This window comes from Burkholderia sp. Ed8, assembly GCF_040761425.1.
In the GTDB taxonomy this organism is placed as follows: domain Bacteria; phylum Pseudomonadota; class Gammaproteobacteria; order Burkholderiales; family Burkholderiaceae; genus Burkholderia; species Burkholderia seminalis.
This window is the reverse complement of record NZ_CP142886.1, coordinates 2,745,364-2,768,286: the sequence shown is the minus strand read 5'-3', so window position 1 is coordinate 2,768,286 and position 22,923 is coordinate 2,745,364. Positions and strand designations below refer to the sequence as shown.

Here is a 22,923-nt window from a genome sequence, read left to right as displayed (position 1 = left end):
TTACATCCCCCGTCGACGCGCGGCGATCCTCTGCAGCACGCTGAACACGCCGAGCGCGAGCAGCAGCCCCGCGACGACGCCCACCGCGCCGAGCACGACCGGATGCCGCGCCGCATGCGTCCAGACACGCGCATACCACGGCACGAAACCGACCACGTAAGGCTCGCCGACCCGCAGGCTGTCGACCTGCCCCGGCCGCACCACCGCGAGGTCGCCCTGCAGCTGCGCGACGAGGCCGGCGTTCTCGAACACGTTGAGCAGATCGCCGAGACGCGGCTGGTCGGTCGCGGTCAGCGCGACGACGCTGCGTCCGTGGCTGCCCGGCAGCTCGAAACCGGCGAGCGCCGCGAGCGGCCCCGTCTGTTCGATATGCGCGCCGCCATCCGCGAGACCGACGCCGTTGCGCCAGCGCTCCTTCACCGAGAACGCGACGCGCGTCGCGCCGGCGCCGCCCTGCTCGCCGATCGCGAGCGGCAGCGCCGCACGCCAGTGCGCCAGCAACGGCGACGTGGGCGAGCCGTCGATCACGAGCAGGTCCTTGCTGCCCGCCAATGCGGCGACGTCTCCGGGCCGGGCGATCTGCACGCGCAGCGCCGGGAAGCCGGTCCATTCGCCCATGTGGCCGAGCATCGTCAGATAGGCCTCGAGTTCCTGCGGCGACGGCCGGTCGGGCAGCACCACGGCCGTCTGCGACAGGTCGGCGAAGCGCGTGAACGGGAAGCCGCTGTTCGCGAAGAACGCGAGGTTCGGCAGTTGCGCGTAGTGGACGAAATGCGAGAAGTCGATCGTCGAATCGGGATCGATCGCCGCGCGCTGCGGCTCGGTCGCCGTGCTCGAGCACAGGCCCGTTTTCTGCGAATCGAGCGTGAAGCGGAACTGCAGCTGGTTGCCGCTGCCGACGCGGAACGCGGGAATGTCGACATCGCTCGTCACGCGCCCTTCCGGCACCGACAGCAGCGGCAGCTGCATGCGGCCGTGCGCGTCCTCGGCATGGGCCGGCCCAAGCCGGTACGACTTCACGAGCTGGTCGTTGATCTCGACGGCGAGCGTCGAGTTGTCCTGCACGGTCGGCGCCGTGTAGCGGTAGCGCAGCGTGATCGGCACACCCGCGCCATTCCACGAGTGCAGATCGGCCGGCACGCGCAGGTTCAGCCGGATCGCGTCGGGCGTCGTGCCGCGCACTTCCAGCTGGCGCGGATCGTTGACGAGCTCGCGGAACGTGATCGGCCGGTTCACGGGCAGCCAGCGCGGCGCGTCGTACGGCTTGCGCGGTGCGCCGAGATCGACGTGCGCGACCGTCGCCGTCGGCCCCGACAGCGCCGCACGGCCGAGCACGAGCGCGGCGACCGCGTCGTCGACTTCGGCCGCCGTGCGGCCCGTGACGACCAGCAGCTTGCGCCCCGGCGCGGCCGGGTTGTCTGCGACCGCGAGCAGCGGTCCGTTGACCGGCGGCAGCGCGAGCCCGGCCGGTAGCGTCGCGGCCGTGCCGACCACCACCGCCTGGTCGTCGGCCGGCAGCGCGGACGATACCGGGAAGCGCGCATGCCGGTAATCGGCCAGCGCGCCGAACCACGACGCGAGCACACCCGCGCTGCGCAGCGTCGCCGAATCGGGCGCTGCCGGCAGCACGAACGGCAGCCGCACGCGGCCGTTGTCGCGCCGGTCGAAGAACGGCGCGGGCAGCAGCGCGAGATCGTTCGGCAAGCGCACCGGCGATTCGTCGAGGATCAGTTCGCTCGTCGGACTCACGTCGGCCCACAGCGCCGAGTTCGACGGATCCTCGCAATGGTCGAGCGTGTAGTGCGCGATCAGGCGCAGACCGATCTGGTTGAAATCCGAGAAGTAGCGCGGATCGATCGGAATCTCCTGCGTGACCGTGCGGCCCGCGCGCGCGGCGTCGAACGGGACGGTCGCGATCACCTCGCCGTTCACCGACACCTTCAGGTGCGACATCGGGAAGACCAGCGACGGCGAATACGCGTAGGTCAGGCGCAACCGCGCCCCCGTGACCACGCGGTCGAGCCGCACGCCGGCGTTGATCGTGCGCGCGTCGTCGGCGCCGCGCAGGCGCAGCGGATCGAACGCGCCGAGCGACGCAAACGGCAGATGCACGGTGGTCGCCGGCAAGCCGGCGGACGACGCGCTGGCCACGGCCGGCGCGGCCGCGAGCACCGGAGCGGACGCATCGGCGGGCCCGGCGGCCGACGCGGCGGCCGGCACCGCCGGCATCGGCGCGGCCGACAGCACTGCCGTGTGAAAAGCGCCAACCATGGCGACCGACAGGACGAGCAGCGACGCGGCCGGCTTCATGCGCCCCTCCGTGTCGTCTGGTTGATCCGGTCATCAAGCGCGTCCGAACCGACGCGCGTCAAGCAGCTATGCCCGTGAGTGCACATCCCCACTGCTTCCCCTCATATGGCGACCTGGCCTGATGCATTTATCGAAACGACGCGGCGGATTCTTTAACGGCCGTCGCCGTGCTGCGCGCGCCTGGCACGGGCGCGCGCCCATTCGTCACACTATCTCAAAAATAGGACAAAACTTACGCGAATTCGCGCCGATGAAGCGAAAAAAACCTCAATCGAGTCGGAAATGCTGCACGAGAGGGACGAATGGTAAGAATTGCGCCGTTGTCGCCGGGCGGGCCGAACGGCATACTGCCGGCGCCGTGCGGCTGGCCGGCGGCGGCCCGTGACGGACCGCCCGGGGCACGCCGCCGCGATGCGGCGCGTATGCTACCGCAAACCCGCGACGCCGGATGCGCTTTCTTTGATGGATCACTGACTTGAATCAAATCGTCGATACCGCCACCCCGTCCCCCGACACGCTGCTGCGCATCATCGCGGTGCAGACCGAAATCGCGAAGCTCGGCCTCGACCTCGGCAGCGTGATGGCCTACGTGGCCGAGCAGGTGCCGCAGCTCACGGGCGCGAGCGCCGCCGCGGTCGAGTTCGCCGAGGGCGACGACATGGTGTACCGCGCCGCGTCGGGCACCGCCGCCGGGATGCTCGGCCTGCGGCTGCGCCGCTCGGGCAGCCTGTCGGGCCGGTGCGTGCAGCAAGGCGAACTGCTGCACTGCGTCGATTCGGAAACCGACCCGCGCGTCGATCGCGACGCGTGCCGGCGGGTCGGGCTGCGCTCGATGCTCGTGATGCCGCTCACGCATGCGGACACGACCGTCGGCGTGCTGAAGGTGATGTCGCCGCACGTCGACGGCTTCTCGCCGGCCGACGCCGGCACGCTGCGGCTGACGGCCGACCTGATCGCCGCCGCGATGTTCCACGCGGCGCGCAACGAGGCCAACGAGCTGTACCTGCGCGCGACGCACGACGCGCTCACGGGCCTGCCGAACCGCGCGCTGTTCTACGACCGCCTGCGCCAGTCGATGCATATGGCGCTGCGCGCGAACGGCCGGCTCGGCATTCTCAACATCGACATGGACGGGCTGAAGCCGATCAACGACGGGCTCGGCCACCGCGCGGGCGACGCCGCGCTGTGCGAGATCGCCACGCGGATGCAGGGTGCGGTGCGGCGCTCGGACACGGTCGCGCGCATCGGCGGCGACGAATTCGCGGTGATCCTGCCGAACATCGGCACCCGCGACGACGCGCACACGCACAGCGCGCGGCTCGCGCGGCAAGTCGGCGAACCGTTCGAATTCGACGGGCATGCGCTGCGGCTGGGCGTCAGCATCGGCGTCGCGATGCTGCCGGACGACGGCACCGACATGACCGCGCTGATCGAGCATGCCGATCGGGCCATGTATGAAGTGAAGCGCACGCGCTCGCGGCGCGCGGCACACGCTTGACGGGCGGCGGGCGGCGGGCGGCGCTAACCGATCCGCGACACCGCGATCGCGATCCCGACCGCCAGCCACTGCACGATCGCCACGAGCACACCGGCCCGGCACAGCCCGACCGCGCCGCGCACGCGTGCATCGAGCGTACGGCCGGCCTTGGCCGCGTCGATCCAGCCGAGATCGGCGAGCGCGCGGTCGAGCGCCGCGAGCGCGTCGTCGACGGGCCCGTCGCCCGCTGCCGCCCGCGCGAGCGCCGCGAACAGCCGGCGGTCGATCTCGATGCGCACCGCGTACCACAGCGCCACCATGCCCGACCCCGTGCTGACAACGGCCAGCAACACGCGGGCGAGCGTCGCCGGCATCCAGCCCGCCGCGACCCACCAGCCCGCGCCGGCCGCGGCCAGCGCGGCCGCGATCGCCCATGCGCCCGCATCGAGCGCGCCGCGCGCGGCGGCAATCCTGAACGGAGCGGACGGATCGCGCATCACTCGCGCCCCGTGCCGCGACGGCGGTCGATCCACTGCTGCAGCACGGCCACGCCTTCGTCCGACCACACGGCGTGCGGCCGCACCGCGCGCACCGCGGCCAGCGCGTCGCGCGCGTCTCCCAGCCCGCGCCGTGCGGCGAGCCACGCGGCCGCGCACAGCACGCTGCGTCCATAACCGAGCGCGCAGCAGACCAGCACGTCACGCCCTTCCCCGTGCAGGCGTTCGAGCGCCGCGACGGCCTGCTCAAGCTGCGCCGCCGTCGGCGCGACGAGATCGAGCTGCGGCACGGATGCATACGCGAGCGACGTTTCGTCCGCCGCCCAGCGCGGCATCTCGGCGGTCAAGTCGACCAGCGCGGTGAAACCATGGCGGCGCACGTCGCGCGTCGTCGGCGTACGGCCGATCGACACGCGTTCGTCGATCCGCACGGGCGCCGGCCGGCGCCACGTCCACAGCCGCGAATTGACGAACGCGCCGGCGATCGTCGGCGCGAGCAGCGCGCGGATGAAGACCGGGAGACGTCCATCCGCATCCTTCTGGAAAACGCCGGACGCGCCGCGCCGGTACGCCCACGCGACACACGCGAGCGCCAGTGCGACCCACCCGGCCGCCAGCGCCCAGCCCGGCGCGCGCGGCACGCACCACAGGGCCGTCCACGCCAGTAGTGCCGCGCCGATCGCATAGCGCCGAGCGAGCGCGCGGCCGGCCGCGCTCGGCGACGCATCGGCGCCCGGCAGCCGGCCCGTCGCATCGCGCAACGGAAACAGGAACAGCGCGAGACAGCCGACGGCCGCACCGGTCGGCACGTCGATCGCGTGATGCTGGTAGGTCGTCAGCACCGACACGCCGATCGCCGCGAACCACAGATGCAGCACGGCGCGCGCGACCGTACCGCGCAGGTGCCGCGCATAAACGGCCCACAGCACGACGAGCAGCCCGATATGCAGCGACGGCGCCTGGTTGAACGGCTTGTCGAAGCCCATCAGCAGCGTGAACAGCGCGCCGGCCACGCCGCCCGCGTCGGGCCGCTCGAACCCGAAGCGCAGCGGCCACGCGATGAAACAGGCCACCGACACCAGCTGCACGGTCAGCAGCCGCTTCACGTGATCGAGCAGATCGGCACGGCGCGTCCAGAAGACGAACGACACCGCATACAGCAGGTCGATCGACCAGTACGGCACGATCGTCCACGGCACGAACGGAATCGCGTGCTCCCAGCCGAACGCGAACGTCGGCACCGCCGCGCGGCGCGCGGCGAGCCAGTTCGCGAAGCCGTACGTCGAGAAGAACACGGCGCCCATCGCCGCGAGCCAGCCCAAGCGCAGCGCGAACGATGCGTCGCGCGCGCCGGCCGCCGGCTCGGCGAGGCCGCCCGCGCCCCCGCCGAGCGCGCTCATGGCGCGTCGACCCGCTGCGCGAGGCTGACCGTGAAGATACCCATCTCGTCGATCCGCTGGTCGAGCTTGCGGAAGCCCGCGCGCGCGACGAGCTCGTCCATCTCGGCCTGCGAGCGGCGGCGCATCACCCAGGTCGCCTCGCCGCGGTGATTGTTCAGCGCCCGCGCGATGAATTCCAGCTGCGGATGCCACGGCTGCCCCGTATAGACGAGATAGCCGCCCGGCGGCACGGCCCGCGCGAGCCCGCGCAGCGAGCGCTCGATCAGCGCGTTCTCGCCGAACAGTTCGTACAGGCCCGACACGATCGCGAGCGTGGGGCGCGGCTCGAGCGTCGCGAGCGACGTCTCGTCGAACGCGTCGCCGCGCTCGAAGCGCGCGATCGGCTCGAGGCCGCGCTGCGCGATCAGGACGCGTCCGGCCTCGACGTTCGGCGGGCTGTAGTCGCGCAGCGTGATGTCGTCCGGCGCCGCGCCGTCGCGCTCGGCGGCCGACGCGATCGCGTCGAGCACGTAGCGCCCGTGGCCGGCCGCGATGTCGACGATCCGCACCGGCGTGCCGTGGCCGCGCAGGCGGCCGATCGCCGAGCCGATCAGTTCCTGCAGATGCACCTTGCGCTGACGGATGCCGACCCAGCCCGGCGAATCGAGGTACGTGCGGTCGATCAGCGCGCCGACGCCGAGCCGCCCCTGCGCACGGTTGCGGTACACGTAGTCGAGCGTCGAGCCCGAATCGAAGCCGAGCCGCAGCCCGAGCGCGATGCCGTCCGACAGCGCGCCGCCGGCTTTCAGCCCGGCGCGCGTCAGCGCCCAGTACGTCCGCGCGAACACGTTCGCGGGCGGCCGGCCAAGCGCCGCGTATTCGTCGTGGAACGCGCCGCGCCGATCGGCGTCGGCGAGCGACACGCGCGGGCTCGGCGCGTCGAACTCACGCAGCACGAACGCACGCAGCGGCGCGAGCGCCTGTGCGCGGTCGCGTTCACCGAGCGTGTCGTGATAGAAACCCGGCAGCACGATGCGCTCCTTGCGCGCCGACCCGAGCCGTTCGAAGAAGCGGTCCTGCGGGCCGCGATGCACGACCCAGTCGGCGCCCGAGATCAGCAGTTGCGTCGGCACGGTGATCGCGGCAGCGTCGGCGACGATCCGCCGCGCGGTATCGTGCAGGTCGAGCAGCATGTTGACCGCGATCGGCCGCGTGATCAGCGGATCGGACGCGTAGCTCGCGATCCGCTCGGGATCGTGCGTGAGGAATTTCGGTTTCACGTAGCTGTTCACGTAGAACAGCCCGCGCAGCTTGTGCATCAGCCGCAGCCCCGGTCGCGCGAACGGCACGTAGAGCTTGATGTGGAACGCCGGCGACGCGACGACGAGCGCGCGGATCGGCGGCGCGTAGTCGTGCACCCACGTGGCCGCGAGCACCGCGCCGACGCTCTGTCCGACCACGGCCATGTCCTCGATCGCGATGCCGTGCGCGTCGCGGATATGCTCGACGAAGGTCTGCAGGTCGCGCACCGACGCGGCCGCGCTCGGGCTGTAGCCGCGCGCGCCGGGCGAGCGGCCGTGGCCGCGCGCGTCCCACGCGAAGAACGCGAAATCGGGCAGGTCGAGCTCGTCGACGAGGTGTGCGACGCGCGCCGAATGTTCGTGGCCGCGATGCAGCAGCACGACGGCGCCGCGGCAATGCGGGCCCGTCGCGGGCCAGTGGCGGTAGAACAGCGTTTCGCCGTCGTGCGTGATGAAGCCGGCCTCACGTGCCGTGCGTGTGCTCATGCGCTTTCTCTCGTTTCGTTATTCGAATGGTGTGGCGCCGCCCTCCGGCGCCCGGCCCGTCAGCCGCCCGCTTCGGCGATCCCGGCCCGTACGCGCCGCACCGCCGTCACGATCGACAGCACGATCAGCAGCCGCCACAGCCAGGCGGCGACGCCGCCGACCGGGAACCCGAGGCCGATCCACAGCGCGAACGCGCCGAGGGCCAGCGCGCGGTCGCTCTTGCCGAACGGGCCGTCGTAGCGGCGCGTCGCGCCGACGAGCGGGCCGATCAGCCCCGCGCACTCGACGATCACCGCCGTCAGCGCGAACAGCCAGACGTCCGCCGGAGCGAACGCGGGAATGGCGAGGAACGGCAGCACGAGCGCGACGTCGGACACGATGTCGCCCAGCTCGTTCAGGTACGCGCCGAGCGTGCTCTTCTGACCGTGCTCGCGCGCGAGCATGCCGTCGATCGCGTTGAGCGCCATGCGCGCGAACAGCCAAAACGGAATCAGCAGGAACAGCGCGCGGGCGAACACGCCGAGCCCGGCAAGCGCGCCGACGACGATCGAGCCGCCGGCCGCGAACAGCGTGACCTGGTTGGCCGTGACCCCGCGCGCGGCAAGCGAATCCGCGAACGGACGCAGACGGTTCTGGAATTTGGGTTTGAGTGCGTAGAGGCTCATCGTTTTATTTGCGCGGCGCTATCGGATACGTTTCCCGCCGCCATGCCCCGGGCGGCGTAACGGCCTTGGTCGGCCTCGGTCGGCCTTCATTGGACGGCCCTAATCGTCGCCGAGCGGCCCCGATGCGTCAAGCATGCGCCCGGCCCGCCCGCGCGGCGCCAATCTGGCGTTTTTCGGCGAAACTCGCGATAATCCGCTGGCCCGATCGCGGCGCGATCCATTCGAACTGCAGACGGGCACTCGTGCAACAGCCGATTATCACGCCGCCGACCGGCGCATTCGCCGCGACGCAACAGCGTGCGACGGCGAATCGTCCGATTATCGCGGACCTGCGACAGGCAGCCACGAATTTGAAAAAATTTAAACAAGAGCCGTCCGGCGCGCATCCTGCCGCGCCGGCATTCCGGGGTTCCGCCCGCCGCGCGTGCGCAGCGGGCCGCGCATGCAGGCAGGAGGCGTCGCGCCGATGAACATTCTCAACGTCTGGCAGCGCGATTTCCTGCTGTCCATCGTGCGGCTCGTCGCCGGCGCGTATCCGGTCTGGCATCAGGCGCCGCCGTCCCCGACGCAGAAGATCTATTTCTCGAATCACACGAGCCACATCGACACGCTCGCGATTCTCGCCGCGCTGCCGCGCGACGTGCGCGCGGTCGTGCGGCCGGTCGCCGCGCGCGACTACTGGGACAGCAGCGACCTGAAGCGGCACATCGCGCGGAAACTGCTGAACGTCGTGCTGATCGACCGCCACCGCGAATCGGGCGGCGACCCGCTCGACCCCGTGCGCGACGCGCTGCGGCAGGGCCACTCGATCATCATCTTCCCCGAAGGCACGCGCGGCGCCGACGTGCTGCCGCAGCCGTTCAAGAGCGGGCTGTTCCATCTCGCGACCGAGTTCCCGAACGTCGCGCTCGCGCCCGTCTACCTCGAGAACCTGCAGCGCATCATGCCGAAGGGCGCGATCTGGCCCGTGCCGCTGATCTGCAAGGTGCATTTCGGTGCGAACGACGCGCTCGACGCCCAGGAAGACAAGCCGACGTTCCTCGCCCGCATGCGCGACGCGGTCATCGCGCTCGCGCCGCCGCAACGACCGGCCGGCTGAACGCGGCGCCCTCTTCTCCCCTTTTCCGGATATCAACCATGCGAACCCTCTTCTGGGAACTGGTCGCGGGCGTGACGGGCGTGCTCGTCGTCGCGACCGTGATCGGCGCGATCCTCGGCGCGCGCAGCGGCGGGCAGAACGCGACCATCGCCAACCTGAACCAGCGCATCCGCGCATGGTGGGCGATGATCGCGATCATGGCCGTCGCGATCGGCCTCGGCAACAACGTCACGTATCTCGTGTTCGCGCTGCTGTCGTACCTGACGCTGCGCGAGTTCATCACGCTCACGCCGACCACGGCGAGCGACCATACGACGCTCTTCATCGCGTTCTTCATCGCGATCCCCGTGCAGTACCTGCTGCTCGGCATCAACTGGTACGGGATGTATTCGATCTTCGTGCCCGTCCACCTGTTCTTCGCGATGTCGCTCGTCTCGGCACTCACTCAGGACACGCGCGAATTCCTCAGCCGCAACGCGAAGATCAACTGGGCGCTGATGGTGTGCGTGTACGGGCTGAGCCATGCGCCGGCCGTGCTGATCCTCGACATTCCGCGCTACGCGGGGCAGAACGCGCTGCTGCTGTTCTTCTTCCTGTTCGTCGTGCAGATCAGCGACGTGCTGCAATACGTCGTCGGCAAGCTGTTCGGGCGCCGCAAGATCGCGCCGCAGCTGTCGCCGTCGAAGACGGTCGAAGGCTTCGTCGGCGGCGGGCTGCTGGCCACGCTGTGCGGCGCGTCGCTGTATCGCGTGACGCCGTTCAGCTTCGGCGCGGCATTCGGGATCTCGCTCGCGATCGTGATCGCGGGTTTCGTCGGCGGGCTCGTGCTGTCGGCGGTCAAGCGCTCGCTCGGCACGAAGGACTGGGGCTCGATGATCGCCGGCCACGGCGGGATGCTCGATCGCGTCGACTCGATCTGCTTCGCCGCGCCGGTGTTCTTCCACCTCGTGCGCTATCTGTACGTGTGACGCGCGGCGGCGCCGGCGCATCACACATGCCGGCGCCGCCGCACGAACGCATTGACGCAAACCGGCCGGCGACGGCATCAACGCAGTCGGACGACCGGCTCCGGATCGAACGTCGCGAGGCCCGGCCAGGCCGCCCGCCCCCACGCGCCGTCGGCCGGCGCGAGCCATCGCTGCACGGCCGCCTCGTCGACCGCGCGACCGAGCGGATCGGCACGAAACGCCGTGACCCACTGCTTGCGGCCCGCCACGTACGCGCGGCCGAAATCCTCCCAGCCGTCGAAGCAATCCTGCGCACGCTGTGCATTGAGCAGCAGCACGCGCCACGCGACGTCCGGCTCGGCCCAGCCCATCAGCATCGCGGCGCGCGCAAAGAAGGCCATCCGCGCGCAGGCGAACGCGAGCGCGGCGCGCGGTTCGTCGTCGGCGTGCAGCGCGTGGAGATCGGCCCGGAACCACTGCGTTTCCAGCACCCTCGCCAGATGCGCGCGCGCGTCGTCGTCCGTCGCGTCGGTACGCAATTCCATCTGGTGGAGCATCTGCGCGCGCAGGAACCGGCGCGTGTCGTCGCCCACGCGGCTCGCATCGGCATCGCTGAAACGGGAGAACTCGGTCGCCTCCACGTACGGATGCGCAAGCAGCAGCGCCCAGTGCTTGCGCGCGGACAGCACCGACGCACGCGCGCGGCCGCGCCGGCGCAGGTAGCGGACGATGCGCCACAGGATGAACAGCGCGACGATCAGCTTCAGTGTCATGGTCGCGGCGCCTTCAACTGCCCGGCCGTTGAGCACCGCGCCCGTCGTACCCGGGCCACGACACGCCCTCGGTCGCGAACCCGGCCGCGGCATCGACCGACGGCGGCTGCGATTGCGGCGCCGTCGCGCGCACCGCATAACGCACCGAAGCCGCGCGCGGCGGCCGCTGCGACAACAGCTCGGGCTGCCGTGCCGCCACCAGCCACTCGACGGCAGGCGTCGGCGCCGCCAGCCGCGCGAACAGTTGCGGATGACGTGCGACGAGTCGCGCTTGCGCCGCGGCCTCGGTCACGTCCTCGATCCGGCACCAGCCGGACGCCGTGCGCACGACGCCGATCGCAATGCAGTCGTTCGGCGTGCGATCGGTCGTGCCAAGCGCATTCAGGCACGTCAGCAGGTCGCCGACGTAGCGCTCGATCGGCGGCCGGTTCTGCTTGCCCTTCACCTGATCGACGTCCAGGCCGCCGTCCGCGCGTATCGCGACGCTGATCGTGATGTGCGGCTGGCCGTTCGGGTCGCGAAAGCTCAGGAGCCGCAGCGTGCGTGCCTCGATCGCCTGCGCGTAGCGTTCGCCGTAGCCGCCCGTCAAGGCGCGCCGATCCGCGAACTGGCCGAGGCAGTGACGCATCACGTAACTCTCGAACGCCATTTCCTCGCGCAGCAGCCCGCTGTCGGGCAACAATTCGACGAAACGTCCGTTGGGCGTGTCGCACCACGTGCGCAGCGCCTCGGGCCGGCTCTCGCGCCAGCCGCGTGCGACGCGCGCGACCATCCGCGCATGCTCGTGCTCCCACAACGCGAGCGCCTGCGGACAGTTGATCCGGTCGAGCTTGCCCTCGAGTCCGGTGCCCTTGCGCGATTCGAGAAACTCGACGAGCGTCGCTTCCAGCGCGAGCAGCGCCGGATCCGCCGGATCGACCCATACGACGGGGGCCGGCGCATCGGCGCGCGATGCGCCCGCCATCTTCGCGGCGGGACCGAAACGGCGGGCCACCCACTCGGGTGGCGCGACGTGCCCCAGCGCGTGCCGCGCATCGTCGAGCGATGCGATGGTACGCGCCGGTTCGAAATTCGCGACGACATGCCGGTAGAAATGGTTAAGCAGCCACGCGCGCACGGCGTGCGCGTCGCCGCGCGCGGTGCTGCGCGCCGCGATCGCGGCTTTCAATGCGTCCGCGTTCAGCGCATTGCGCGGCGCATAGCCGGCTCGCCGAAGCGCGGCCGTCATTGCCAGAACTTCCACCAGCGCTTGTTCGACCCGGCGGGCACGGGGTCCGTGTCCGCTGCCGGCTCCAGCCCGCTCGCCTCGCGGATCCGCTGCTCGATCAGCTCGACGTTCAGGTCGAGCGGTTCGGCCGCGTGCGGGTTGGCAGCCAGCACATGTTCGTAGAAGCGCTTGACGTCGGCATCGCGACGCAGCTGATACGCCGCGTTGCCGGCGTCGAGCTGGACGCTCAGGTCGCTCGACGCGATCGCCTGCGCGCGTGCGGCGTCGTACAACGCGGCCGCCTGGTCCGGATGCGACGCCGTCATGTAGGTCGCGAAGATGAAGCGCGCGCTCAACGCCTCGGCGGGCAGGTTCCCGTCGACCTGGTCGTTATCGCGCTGCCAGCCGACGAGACGTTCGAGCCAGATCGGCATTTCGTTGGATCGCTCGACGCGCGACAGCGCACGCACGACGTCGCGCAGGTACCCGTTCGGCCCGTGCCGGCTATATCCGTTTTCGGCGGCGTAGTGCCACAGCTGCTCGGCCGCTTCGAGCATCTCGTCGTCCTTGCCCTGACACGTGAGCACGTAGCGTATGCCGTCGTAATGCTCGGCGAACGGGCTCGCCGCGATGCCGTTGCGATGCAGCTGCAGCGAGTCGTCGTACCGTTCGACCCCGCGATAGAGAATCGCGAGGTTGTTGCACAGCATCGAATACAGATGCGCGCACGCATCGTACGGGTGCCCGTTGCCCGTCTCGAAGAAGCGCTCCATGCACGCCCGCCCCTGCTCGTACACCGCGGTCTGCAGGCGTGCCAGGTCGGCGCGCACGTCATCGCGCTGCGCCGCCGGCAGCGCTTCGAGCGCGTCGTCGACCTCGTCCTCGATCGACACCGCGAACGCATAGCTCCACAGGCCGCTCGGCAGCGATGGCGGCGGCAGCTTCAGCGCGGCCGCGACGCCGAGCGCGCGGATCCGCGCGCCGAACAGCACGAATGCCGTGCGATTGTCGTGCAGGTCGCCTTCCTGCGCGGCGGCGAGCAGTCGCGCCGCCTGCGTCGTCGCGTCGATCCGGCCGTTTTCGCCGTCGTAGGCCGCCGCGAGCCGCGCGATCCACGGATGGCCTGGCGCGCGCTGCGCGGCAAGCTCGCGCGCGGCGTCGGCGATCGCATGACGCCGCGCGTCGCCATCGAGCGAGCCGAGCGCGGCGAAGAGCGCCGCATGCACCGGCGAGCCCGACGCCAGCGGGTCGCGCCACTGCTGGCCCAGTTCGATCAGCCGCTCGAGCGTCGGCCCGAAGCCGGCCGCGCGCATCACGCACAGCGGCCACCAGACCGACGTGTCGGACGGGTCGGCCAGCCGCGCGTGAACGATGTGCCCGACCGTGTCGAGCATGCTGCCTTCGATCTGGTACACATGGAAGAATGCACGGCGGCCGGCTTCGTCGAATCGACCGGCTTCGATCAGCCACGGCAGTTCATATTCGACGAAATCGTCGCCGCCGTCCGACTCGAGGCTGTGTCTCGCGAATGCACACTGCGCGAGCGCCCCGTCGAGATCGCCCTGCGCGCGCGCCGCACGCGCGGCGAGCCGTGCGACCCTGACCTCCACCTCCCGACGCGGCGGCAACGCCCAGTCCGCCACGCGCGCTTCGACGGCTTGCCGGATCGTATCGAGCTGCAGCGGCGCGATCTCGATGATCGCGTGGCCGATGCGCAGCCAGTCGTACGCGTCGATGTCCTGATCGGCGGCGGCCGAGCCGAGCGCCGCCACGGCGGCTTCGGCGGCCGCGCGCGCGTCGGCGGCACGGTCGAGACGCTGCAGCGCCCACGCGCGCCGGCATTGCCGGTCGGCTTCGTCCCACGCGCGGAACCGGGCCCGCCCGGCAATCGCGCCGTTCAGCGCATGCCGCAGTTCGATCGCATCGAGAGAATGCGCCGCGCCGTCGCGCTCCAGCGTATCCAGCATGCGCAATCGCACATAACGCTCGGCGTCGAGCATCGGCGACGTGCGCACCACCTCGTGCATCTCGCCGATCGCCTGCGCGACCGAATCGTGCTCGCGCAGGTGATGACCGACCTGCAATCGGTACAGCGCGAGCTGCATGCGGATATCGGGCCGCGCGTCGGGCGGGGCGGCCTCGTGGACGAGCGCGCCGTCGACGTCGATCACCGCGCGTGCGGCGGCCGGATCGCCCGCGTGCATCCACAGCGTGTGCAGACGTGCGACCGCGTCGAGCGTATCGGCACGCAACGGCTGCGCGCGCAACCTCGCCGCGAGATCGGTTTCACGGCTCGAATCGCTCTCCTCGAGATCGGCCTCGAGCCGATTCATCAGGGTGTCGAGTTGTTGGCCCGTGACGGGCATCGTTGTTGTCGTCGTTGTTGTATCGGCGCTGGGAGTCATCGACTTCTCCATCTCGGAATCGCGATAGCTTATCAGGACCGACGCGCGAATCAAGCCGACGACACCTGCCGGCACGCGCCCCGCTCAGTACCCCTCCCGCAGCGCCTTCGGCACCACGTAGCGCCCGCGCGCCGCGTCGAACCTCACCGTGTAGCGCGCACGGACGTCCTTGCCGCCGCGCTCGCCCGTCTCCGTGACCGTCAGCGGATAGACGTCGCCCGCGCCGGTCGTATCCGCCACGATCGCGAACGTGCGGCGCTCGCAATGCGACTTCGCATGATCGCAATCGAGCGACCCGCCGTTGTCCATCGCTTCGTTGATGCGCGGCGCGGCCTCGACGATCGCGTTGCCGAGCGGCAGCCAGATCAACCGGCTCGCCTGCGTATAGCCCTGCAGCATGACGCCGTCGCCGATCACGAAACCGAACAGGTGCGGGCCGAGCCGCTCGATGCGGACGGTGCCGGGCTCGCCGCGCTGGCCCGACGCGATATCCGTCTTCTTCACGACGGGCTCGAGCGTACCGCCGTCCTGGCTCGGCTTCAGCACGTACAGGTCGATCGTGCCCGGCGCGCCGTCCGAATCCATGCCCGGCACCCCGTTCTGAACGGCCGCCTCGGTCTCGCCGCACATCGCGAGCAGCGTGCGCGGGCCGTCGGCCGTCGCGACGCGCAGCGCGCCGCACGGCGAATAGATGAAGTCGCCCGCATCCGGCTGCCAGCCCTTGCGATCGGCGCGCCATGTGCCGTACGTGTCGCGGATGAACTTTTGCAGCTGACGCGCGGGAGGGACCGGCTCGGCCGCGTGAACGGGCGCCGCCGCGGCGAGTACGAACAGCACGGCGAGCGTGACCGCGAATGGCTTCACGCGTGTTTTCGGGTTCTGGACGTTCATGGAGATGGGCGATTCGGAGGACAAGGTCGATTCGGACGGGCCATCAGGGTTGCCGCGGCGCGATGCCGGTGCCGTCCGGTCGCAATCGCGCGCTCGGCACCCAGCCGTCGGCCATGCCGTGCGTGCGCGGATTCAGGTACGTGACCGCCGTGAACCGGCCGTATTCGGTCCGCGCGTCGACGTGATCGTGCTCGACGATGAACAGGCCGTCGATCCGGCACGCGTCGTCCGGCGCGAAAAAGAACGGCAGCCGCCCCTTGCCCGTCACGACGCGCCCGGCGTCGCTGCCCGGCACGCGGTCGCCCCGCGCCTGCGCGAGGCGGTTCAGCGCGTCGCAATCGACGGCGCCGTGCGGGGCCGCATCGGTACGCGCGGAGGCGGCCGGTGGCGCGACGCACGTCGATACGTAGCGCGACAGCGCGTGCCGGTCGATCTTCAGCACGTCCGGCTGATCGGGATCGCGTGTCACGTCGAGCGCACGCAGCGCATGCGTGTCGAGCGTGACCCAGCCGATCGTCGCGTCGCGGTTCGGCGTGCCCGGACGGTCGGGGGTGACGAACAACCGGACGCCCAGCACGCCGTCCGGCTGACCGGTCAGCGCCGCGGGCTCGGCGTGGATCGCCTGCCGGTCGAATGCGGTCTGCCGCAGTGCCGGCACGATCAGTTGCGTAAGCTGTGCGTCGCACGACGCGGACGATGCCGCATGAGCCACATGCGCGGCGGCCGCCCCGACACTCGCCAGCGCGACGTGCACGGCGAGCGCCGCGAACCGGCGGCCGCGCCCAGCCTCGCCATTCGCGCCGGCCGGCGTTACGATCTCGTTCTTCATTCCATGATCCGTTCGATGCGGGCGGGAAGCACCCGCGAGCCCGTAGCGTACACGCACGGCGCGGCACCGCCAGCGCGCATCGGCCGGCCCGACACGGACATACGCATGAACCTGAGCTTGCAGGACGTCGCCTGGCACCGCTCGGTCGGGCGGCTCATCGAGACGCTCGACCAGCCGGGTTTCTGGCTCGCGCTGATCCGGCTGATCGAGGAATACGTCGCGGTCGACAGCTGGGTCGCGCTGATGTTCGGCGACGGCCGCCCGCAGGTGTTCGCCGAATGCGCGTACGAAGGCGACGGCCCCGATCCGCTGTTCCGCGACTACGTGCAGGGGCTGTACCTGCTGGACCCGTTCTACATCGCGAACCGCGACGCGCCGACGAGCGGGCTGTTCCGGCTGTCCGACGTCGCGCCGGAGTGCTTTCGCGCTACCGAGTACTACACGCGTTATTTCACGCACAACGTCGTCGAGGACGAAGTGCAGTTCAACGTCGTGCTCGACGATGCGCGCACGCTGTGCCTGTCGCTCGGCAGCAAGCGGCGCTTCAGTCCCGCGCAGGTGGCCTTGCTCGACCTCGTCCGGCCATGGGTCGCCGCGCTGATGCGCCAGCGCCTCGCATACGAGCACACGCATGCCGAACCGGCTCCGTCGCGCCGGGCCCACCCCCGCGCGGGTACCGGAGGCGGCTTCGAGCACGCGATGGCGCGGCTCGGCACGCCGCTCACCGCGCGCGAGCTCGACGTGATCCGGCTGATCCTGAGCGGCCGCTCGAACAAGGAAGTCGCGAACAAGCTGGACATCTCGGCGGAAACGGTCAAGGTGCACCGGCGCAACATCTACGCCAAGCTCGCGATCAATTCGCAGTCTGAACTGTTTTCGCTGTTCCTGAAGGCCCAGACCGATACGTGACGACCGGTGGGCGGCGCGATGTCGCCGCCGTGTCGCGCCACCTTGACAGGACCTGTTCGCCGTCGCTTCCGGCACGTCAGCCGCGAAATCAATACCCCCGACGGGTTAACGCGTCGGCGGGATGGGCAACCGCGTGGTTCGGCGCATACTAGAACTTCGTTCCAAACGCCCCCCGAACCCGCCCATGAAACTGAAGCTCGACATCGTCCAGCTCGCCGGCCGCGACGGCGACACGCACTACAACCTGCAGCGCACGCTCGAAGCGATCGCGACCTGCGCGCCCGGCACCGACATCGTGATGTTTCCCGAAGCGCAACTCACCGGCTTTCTCGATCCGTCGAATCTCGCGGCAGTCGCCGAGCCGCTCGACGGGCCGAGCGTCGGCGCGGTGATCGCGGCCGCGCGTGCACGCGACGTCGCGGTCGTGGTCGGGTTGATCGAGAACGACGGCGGCCGCTTCTACAACACGACCGTGTTCGTCACGCCGGACGGGATCGCGCTGCGCTATCGCAAGACGCATCTGTGGGTAAGCGAGCGTGGCGTCGTGCTGCCCGGCGACCGCTATGCGACGGTCGAATGGCGCGGCGTGCGGATCGGCCTGCTGATCTGCTACGACAGCGAATTCCCCGAATCCGGCCGCGCGCTCGCCGCGCTCGGCGCGCAGCTGATCCTCGTGACCGACGGCAACATGGAGCCGTACCGCAACGTCCACCGCACGTCGGTGTCGGCACGCGCGATGGAGAACCAGGTGTTCGCGGCGGTCGCGAACCGCGTGGGCGGCAGCGCGCACGACATCGTGTTCGCCGGCGGCAGCCTCGCGGTCGATCCGTTCGGCAACGTGATCTTCGAAGCCGGCAACACCGAATCGCGTCATGCGATCGTGCTCGATTTCGACCAGCTCGCCGCCTCGCGCGCGGTCTACGACTATCGCAACGATCAGCGCCTGCACATCGCCGGCGAGCGCATCGCGCACCCGGACGGACGTCGCGAACTGCTGATTCCGTGACGGGCCGCCACTCGCCCCCCGGCGGCGACGCCGCACGTCATGCCGGGTCGGGCACCTCGATCGCCAGCAGCGCCGAACTGACCGACTTGCCGTGCGCGTCGAGCGCGAGCGAACGCGTCACGCCGCCGCCGAGCGCATCGCGCAGCACGAAATTGAACGCCCCGAGCGACGGCAACTCGTAGCGCACGACGTCGCCGCGCACGATGCCCGCGAGCCACGCCTTCACCGCTTGCGCATCCAGATGCGCGCGCAGATGGTCGTAATGACGCGGATCGCGGCAGATGACCGATACGTTCAGCGTATTGCCCTTGTCGCCGGTGCGCGCATGCGCGAGTTCACGCAGTTGCATCATGCCTCCACGAATGAAAACGACGGCGTCACGGCCGCACGCGGCAGCAGCACCGACTGCACGGCGACCACCTCGCGCGTCGACTTGAACGCACCGCCGCCGCCGGCCGGCCCGTTCGTATAAAGCGTCTCGACCTCGTTGCCGATCCGCGCGGCCTCGGCGGCGCTCGCCGCGCGGCCGGCCACCCGCACGCGCACCTCGGCCGGCTCGCCATGAGCGGCCGGCGTGGCGTCGCCATACAGCGCATCGACGCCGATCAGGTCGAAGCGCAACTCGGTGGCCGCGACGCCGGTCAGCGCCAGCCGCTCGCGGACGATGTCGAGCGCGAGGCGTGCGCGCTCACGTGCGCCCGGGCCGCCGTACGAGATCTGGCCTTCGCCGATGTACCCGTCGACATAAGCGACCGACACCTTCAGCGTATCGGGCCGCGCGGCGCCGCGCCCACCCGTCACGCGCACGCGGTCGATCGCCTCCTCGGCAACGGCGACCCGCGTGAAATCGGCGACGACATCGGGCTGCAGATAGCGCGCCGGATCGTGAATCTCGTAAAGCAGCTGTTCCTTGCAGGTCGCCGCGCTCACGCGGCCGCCCGCATGCGGCACCTTCGTGATCGTGACCGAGCCGTCGGCCGCGACTTCGCCGATCGGGAAGCCGAGCCGCGCGAGGTTCGGCACGTCCTTGTAGCCGGGATCCGCGAAATAGCCGCCCGTCACCTGCCCCGCGCATTCGAGCAGATGGCCGACGACGGTCGCCTGCCCGAGCGTGTCCCAGTCGTCCATTCGCCAGCCGAACGCGTGGATCAGCGGCGCGGCGAACAGCGACGGATCGGCGACGCGCCCGGTCAGCACGACGTCCGCGCCGGCCGCGAGCGCGTCGACGATCGGCGCGGCGCCGAGATACGCATTCGCGGACACGATGCGGTCGCGATACGCGGCGACTTCGTCGCCCGATTCCTCGAAGCGGAACGCCCCGCGCAGCACGACATCGCGCACGTCGTCGCCTTCGACCGCCGCGACCTTCAGCCCCGCGATGCCGAGCGACCGCGCGATCCGCGCGGTGCGCCGCGCCGCCGCGCGCGGGTTCGCGGCGCCCATGTTCGACACGATGCGCACGTGTTTCGCCGCGGCGACCGGCAGCACCGCATGCATCCGCGCGTCGAGCAGCGGATCGTAGCCGAGCGCCGGATCCTGGCGTCGTGCCTGCTGCGCGATCGCGATCGTACGCTCGGCCAGGCATTCGAAGACGAGATAGTCGAGTTGCCCGTGTTCGGCGAGTTCGACCGCGGGCTCGATCCGGTCGCCCGAGTAGCCGGCGCCCGCGCCGATGCGCACGCGCCGTTCAGGTTGCTTTGCTGTCATGTCGGTACCGTGTCCCGGCGGGCGCGCCGCCGGCGAAAATCAAAAGATGCCCAGCACGACGCATGCGATCGTCATCACGATCGAGGCGCCGAACAGCAGCGGAAACGTGAACTTCTGGTGCTCGGCCAGCTCGATGCCGCACAGGCCGACGACGAGGAACGTCGCGGGCGTCAGCGGACTGACCGGGAACCCCGTCGTCATCTGGCCGAGCAGCGCGGCCTGTCCGACCTGGACGGCCGGCACGCCCAACTGGCCGGCCACTTCCGCGATCACCGGCAGCACGCCGAAGTAGAACGAATCGGGGTCGAACAGCATGCTGAGCGGCATCGATGCGAGGCCGAGCACGACCGGAATGTGACCGGCCATCGACGGCGGCACGAACCCGACCGCCGCCTGCGCCATCGCCTTCAGCATCCCGCTGCCCTGCATGATCCCGGTGAACACGCCGGCCGCGAGCAGGATGCCGGCCATCATCAGCGCGGCGCGCGCATGCGCATCGATGCGCTTGCGCTGCATGTCGACGTCCGGGTAATTCACCATCAGCGCGATGCACAGCCCGACCATGAACATGATCGCGGGCGGGATCTTCTCGCCCATCACGACCATCGTGCCGAGCACGACGAGCGTCAGCACGAGGTTGAACCAGAACAGGTGCGGCCGGCGCAACGCCTGCTCGTCGGGCGTCAGCTCGCGCTTCGGCAGCGGGATCGACGGGTCGTCGCGCGACAGGCCGAGCCGCTTCTCCTCGCGCCGCCCGAGCCAGTACGCGACGCCGAACACGAACACGAGCCCGATCGCCTGTACCGGGATCAGCGGATTGAACAGCGCCGACACCGGCAGGTGCAGCGACGCCGATGCGCGGATCATCGGTCCCGTCCACGGCAGGAAGTTGATGCCCGCGGCCATCGACACGGCGGCGGCCAGGACGCGCCGGTCCATCTTCAGCCGGTCGTACAGCGGCAGCACGGCCGGAATCGTCACGAGGAAGCAGACGGCGCCCGAGCCGTCGAGGTGGATCAGCAGCGCGAGCAGCGTCGTACCCATCACGATGCGGGTCGGCCGCGTGCCGACCGCGCGCAGGATCCGGTCGATGATCGGGTCGAGCGTGCCGGCGTCGGTGATCGTCCCGAAATAGAGGATCGCGAACACGAACATCCCGACGACGGGCGCGAGGCCCTTCAGCCCGTCGACGACGAACTTGCTGGTGTGCAGCCCGAAGCCGCCGATCAGCGACGCGGCGATCGGCACGAGGATCAGCGCGACGAGCGGCGACATCCGCTTCGACAGAATCGCGGCCAGCAGCACGACGATCGTGCCAAGCCCGAGTAACGGCAGCATCCGTGTCTCCTACCTTGTCTTTTGTTGGAGACGAGCGTAAGGTCGGCGCAGCGATAGCACAATTGAAATGATTTGATCGCAGCAATCACGAACCGTTATGGATCTGAATCTCCGCGACATTCGCGCGTTCGTCACCGTCGCGCACGCCGGCAACTTCACGCGTGCGGCCGCGCGGCTGCACCTGTCGCAGCCGGCGCTGACCGTGCAGATCCGCCGGCTTGAGGAGATCGTCGGCGCGCGCCTGTTCGACCGCAACAGCCGCAGCGTCGCGCTGACGCAGACCGGACGCGAGCTGCTGCCGCTGCTGCAGCGCTCGCTCGACGACATGGAGCGCGTGCTGCGCGATGCGCGCGCGCTCGGCGAAGGCACGAGCGGCACGGTACGGCTCGCCTGCCTGCCGACCTTTGCGTCCAGCATGCTGCCGGAGCTGATCCAGGCGTTCCGGCGCGACGTGCCGCGGGCGGGCTTCGAGATCCGTGACGGCGTCGCGAGCCTCGTCACCGCGCTCGTGCGCAACGAGGAAGCCGATCTCGGCTTGACGGGCGGCGACACGTTCGACGCGTCGCTGGAGGTGCTGTACGCGGGCGCCGACCGGCTCGTCGCCGTGTGCCCGAAGGATCATCCGCTCGCGCGCAAGCGCCGCGTCGCCACCGCCGACGTCGCGGGCGTGCCGCTGGTGCTGACCGCGCAAGGGACGAGCGTGCGCAGCGTCGTCGATGCCGCGCTGGAGGCGGCCGGCTGCACGCCCGACATCGCGTGCGAGCCGACCTACATGATGACGGCCGTCGCGATGGTGCGCGGCGGCCTCGGCGTGACGATCCTGCCCGCGACCGCGCGCGAGGTGCGCGCCGAGCCCGAGCTGGTCGCGAAACCGATCGACGACCCGGCATTCGTGCGGCCGATCGCGCTCGTCACGAAGCGCGGGCGCACGCTGCCGCGCGTCGCGCAGGCGTTCGCCGAAGCGATGCTGGCGGAATTGAAAAGGCGCGCGTGAATCGCGCGCTCCGGTCGGCCCTGGCCGGTCGGCTGGCGCTTACTGCGCGTCCGGATCGACGTGCAGCGATTCGCCGATCGCATAGAAATTGCCGCCCGCGATGTAGTGCAGGCTGCGCAGCGCGGGATCGGCCGATTCGAAATACCAGTGACCGTCGCGGAACACGCGCGTGTCGGACCACGCACCGACGACTTCGCCGATGAACAGGTCGTAGGTCTGCTGGTTGTGCGGCTCGGGAATCAGCTTGCACGCGAGCCAGCCCGAACAGCCGGCGACGAACGGCAGGTCATGCCCGTCGACATCGAACAGCTCGACGCCCGCTTCGCGCAGCTTGGCCGGCCGCTCCGCGAGACTGTGGCTGCCGACCGCATGCGTGAGCCGCAGTTGCGCGGCCGTCGGCACCTGGATCACGAACGTGCCGCTGCGCTCGACGAGCTCGCGTGTCTTCGCGGACTTGTCGAGCACGACCGTCAGCTTCGGCGGCAGGAAGTCCAGCGCGCATGCCCACGCGGCGGCCATCACGTTGTCGACACCGTCGTGGCGGGCCGACACCAGCACGGTCGGGCCGTGGTTAAGGAGACGGTAGGCGTTCTTCAGCGCCACCGGAGCGATGTGACTGTCCATACGGGTTCCTTGGAGAACGGCGCGCACGGACGGATGCCGTGCGGCGCGGCATCGGCCTGCGCACCTGCGCGCGCGTGCC

At 70.3% G+C, this 22,923-nt stretch carries 21 protein-coding genes; 7 read left to right on the top strand and 14 right to left on the bottom strand.

Going from position 1 to position 22,923, the window contains the following annotated elements:
* Window positions 1-2,310, bottom strand: a complete 2,310-nt coding sequence (gene bcsB / locus VXM69_RS26640) for a cellulose biosynthesis cyclic di-GMP-binding regulatory protein BcsB (RefSeq protein ID WP_034186730.1) — start codon at window positions 2,308-2,310, stop codon at window positions 1-3.
* Between the two features lie 475 nt (window positions 2,311-2,785).
* Between bcsB and VXM69_RS26635 the strand changes: the two genes are divergently transcribed.
* On the top strand, window positions 2,786-3,808 hold the full coding sequence (locus VXM69_RS26635; RefSeq protein WP_367189513.1) for a diguanylate cyclase: 1,023 nt from the start codon (window positions 2,786-2,788) through the stop codon (window positions 3,806-3,808).
* 23 nt (window positions 3,809-3,831) lie between these two features.
* On the opposite strand, the gene VXM69_RS26630 is transcribed toward VXM69_RS26635, so the two are convergent.
* From VXM69_RS26630 to VXM69_RS26615, 4 genes are read right to left on the bottom strand one after another with little or no spacing between them, the layout of a single operon-like run.
* Window positions 3,832-4,284, bottom strand: a complete 453-nt coding sequence (locus tag VXM69_RS26630; protein ID WP_059557015.1) for a hypothetical protein — start codon at window positions 4,282-4,284, stop codon at window positions 3,832-3,834.
* On the bottom strand, window positions 4,284-5,684 hold the full coding sequence (locus tag VXM69_RS26625; RefSeq protein ID WP_367189512.1) for a dual specificity protein phosphatase family protein: 1,401 nt from the start codon (window positions 5,682-5,684) through the stop codon (window positions 4,284-4,286). The genes VXM69_RS26630 and VXM69_RS26625 overlap by 1 nt, the downstream gene beginning before the upstream one ends.
* Window positions 5,681-7,450 carry a bifunctional alpha/beta hydrolase/class I SAM-dependent methyltransferase gene (locus VXM69_RS26620; RefSeq protein WP_367189511.1) on the bottom strand — a complete coding sequence of 590 codons (1,770 nt, stop codon included), beginning with the start codon at window positions 7,448-7,450 and terminating at the stop codon, window positions 5,681-5,683. The genes VXM69_RS26625 and VXM69_RS26620 overlap by 4 nt, the downstream gene beginning before the upstream one ends.
* Before the next feature lie 59 nt (window positions 7,451-7,509).
* A complete protein-coding gene (locus VXM69_RS26615; protein WP_367189510.1) occupies window positions 7,510-8,115 on the bottom strand; it encodes a CDP-alcohol phosphatidyltransferase family protein in 606 nt (201 codons plus the stop codon).
* A 133-nt stretch (window positions 8,116-8,248) separates the two neighbouring features.
* Between VXM69_RS26615 and VXM69_RS26610 the strand changes: the two genes are divergently transcribed.
* The 3 genes from VXM69_RS26610 (at window position 8,249) to VXM69_RS26600 (ending at window position 10,182) form a co-directional block, all read left to right on the top strand.
* Window positions 8,249-8,479: a hypothetical protein gene (locus VXM69_RS26610; protein WP_154233710.1), complete on the top strand. Its 231-nt coding sequence runs from the start codon at window positions 8,249-8,251 to the stop codon at window positions 8,477-8,479.
* 102 nt (window positions 8,480-8,581) lie between these two features.
* The gene (locus VXM69_RS26605; protein ID WP_034186775.1) at window positions 8,582-9,214 is read left to right on the top strand and encodes a lysophospholipid acyltransferase family protein; all 633 of its coding nucleotides are present in this window, start codon (window positions 8,582-8,584) and stop codon (window positions 9,212-9,214) included.
* Window positions 9,215-9,252: 38 nt separating this feature from the next.
* The gene (locus tag VXM69_RS26600; protein WP_034186724.1) at window positions 9,253-10,182 is read left to right on the top strand and encodes a phosphatidate cytidylyltransferase; all 930 of its coding nucleotides are present in this window, start codon (window positions 9,253-9,255) and stop codon (window positions 10,180-10,182) included.
* A gap of 77 nt (window positions 10,183-10,259) precedes the next feature.
* Here VXM69_RS26600 and VXM69_RS26595 read toward each other — a convergent pair whose 3' ends face one another.
* The 5 genes from VXM69_RS26595 to VXM69_RS26575 form a co-directional block, all read right to left on the bottom strand.
* A complete protein-coding gene (locus VXM69_RS26595) occupies window positions 10,260-10,934 on the bottom strand; it encodes a DUF1266 domain-containing protein (RefSeq protein WP_367189508.1) in 675 nt (224 codons plus the stop codon).
* Window positions 10,935-10,947: 13 nt separating this feature from the next.
* Entirely contained in the window at window positions 10,948-12,162 is a 1,215-nt protein-coding gene (locus tag VXM69_RS26590; protein WP_367189507.1) for a hypothetical protein, read from the bottom strand.
* Window positions 12,159-14,546 carry a hypothetical protein gene (locus VXM69_RS26585; protein ID WP_367189506.1) on the bottom strand — a complete coding sequence of 796 codons (2,388 nt, stop codon included), beginning with the start codon at window positions 14,544-14,546 and terminating at the stop codon, window positions 12,159-12,161. The genes VXM69_RS26590 and VXM69_RS26585 overlap by 4 nt, the downstream gene beginning before the upstream one ends.
* An 84-nt stretch (window positions 14,547-14,630) precedes the next feature.
* A complete protein-coding gene (locus VXM69_RS26580) occupies window positions 14,631-15,437 on the bottom strand; it encodes a topoisomerase IV (RefSeq protein WP_367189505.1) in 807 nt (268 codons plus the stop codon).
* Window positions 15,438-15,480: 43 nt separating this feature from the next.
* Window positions 15,481-16,266, bottom strand: a complete 786-nt coding sequence (locus tag VXM69_RS26575) for a hypothetical protein (RefSeq protein WP_367189504.1) — start codon at window positions 16,264-16,266, stop codon at window positions 15,481-15,483.
* 105 nt (window positions 16,267-16,371) lie between these two features.
* Between VXM69_RS26575 and VXM69_RS26570 the strand changes: the two genes are divergently transcribed.
* Both VXM69_RS26570 and VXM69_RS26565 read left to right on the top strand, forming a co-directional pair.
* On the top strand, window positions 16,372-17,175 hold the full coding sequence (locus VXM69_RS26570) for a LuxR C-terminal-related transcriptional regulator (RefSeq protein WP_034186771.1): 804 nt from the start codon (window positions 16,372-16,374) through the stop codon (window positions 17,173-17,175).
* 184 nt (window positions 17,176-17,359) lie between these two features.
* Window positions 17,360-18,181 carry a carbon-nitrogen hydrolase family protein gene (locus VXM69_RS26565; RefSeq protein ID WP_124609360.1) on the top strand — a complete coding sequence of 274 codons (822 nt, stop codon included), beginning with the start codon at window positions 17,360-17,362 and terminating at the stop codon, window positions 18,179-18,181.
* 37 nt (window positions 18,182-18,218) lie between these two features.
* Here the strand turns inward: VXM69_RS26565 and VXM69_RS26560 are convergent, their stop codons facing one another.
* Genes VXM69_RS26560 through VXM69_RS26550 form a run of 3 tightly spaced genes read right to left on the bottom strand, consistent with a single transcriptional unit; the run spans window position 18,219 to window position 21,226 of the window.
* Window positions 18,219-18,530 carry a hypothetical protein gene (locus VXM69_RS26560; RefSeq protein ID WP_034186770.1) on the bottom strand — a complete coding sequence of 104 codons (312 nt, stop codon included), beginning with the start codon at window positions 18,528-18,530 and terminating at the stop codon, window positions 18,219-18,221.
* On the bottom strand, window positions 18,530-19,888 hold the full coding sequence (locus VXM69_RS26555; RefSeq protein WP_034186720.1) for an acyclic terpene utilization AtuA family protein: 1,359 nt from the start codon (window positions 19,886-19,888) through the stop codon (window positions 18,530-18,532). The genes VXM69_RS26560 and VXM69_RS26555 overlap by 1 nt, the downstream gene beginning before the upstream one ends.
* Before the next feature lie 39 nt (window positions 19,889-19,927).
* Window positions 19,928-21,226, bottom strand: coding sequence for a CitMHS family transporter (locus VXM69_RS26550; RefSeq protein WP_034186719.1), 1,299 nt, complete (start codon window positions 21,224-21,226; stop codon window positions 19,928-19,930).
* A 97-nt stretch (window positions 21,227-21,323) separates the two neighbouring features.
* Between VXM69_RS26550 and VXM69_RS26545 the strand changes: the two genes are divergently transcribed.
* A complete protein-coding gene (locus VXM69_RS26545) occupies window positions 21,324-22,220 on the top strand; it encodes a LysR family transcriptional regulator (RefSeq protein ID WP_049031975.1) in 897 nt (298 codons plus the stop codon).
* A 39-nt stretch (window positions 22,221-22,259) separates the two neighbouring features.
* On the opposite strand, the gene VXM69_RS26540 is transcribed toward VXM69_RS26545, so the two are convergent.
* Window positions 22,260-22,844 carry a flavin reductase family protein gene (locus VXM69_RS26540; RefSeq protein ID WP_034186717.1) on the bottom strand — a complete coding sequence of 195 codons (585 nt, stop codon included), beginning with the start codon at window positions 22,842-22,844 and terminating at the stop codon, window positions 22,260-22,262.
* Window positions 22,845-22,923: the final 79 nt, after the last annotated feature.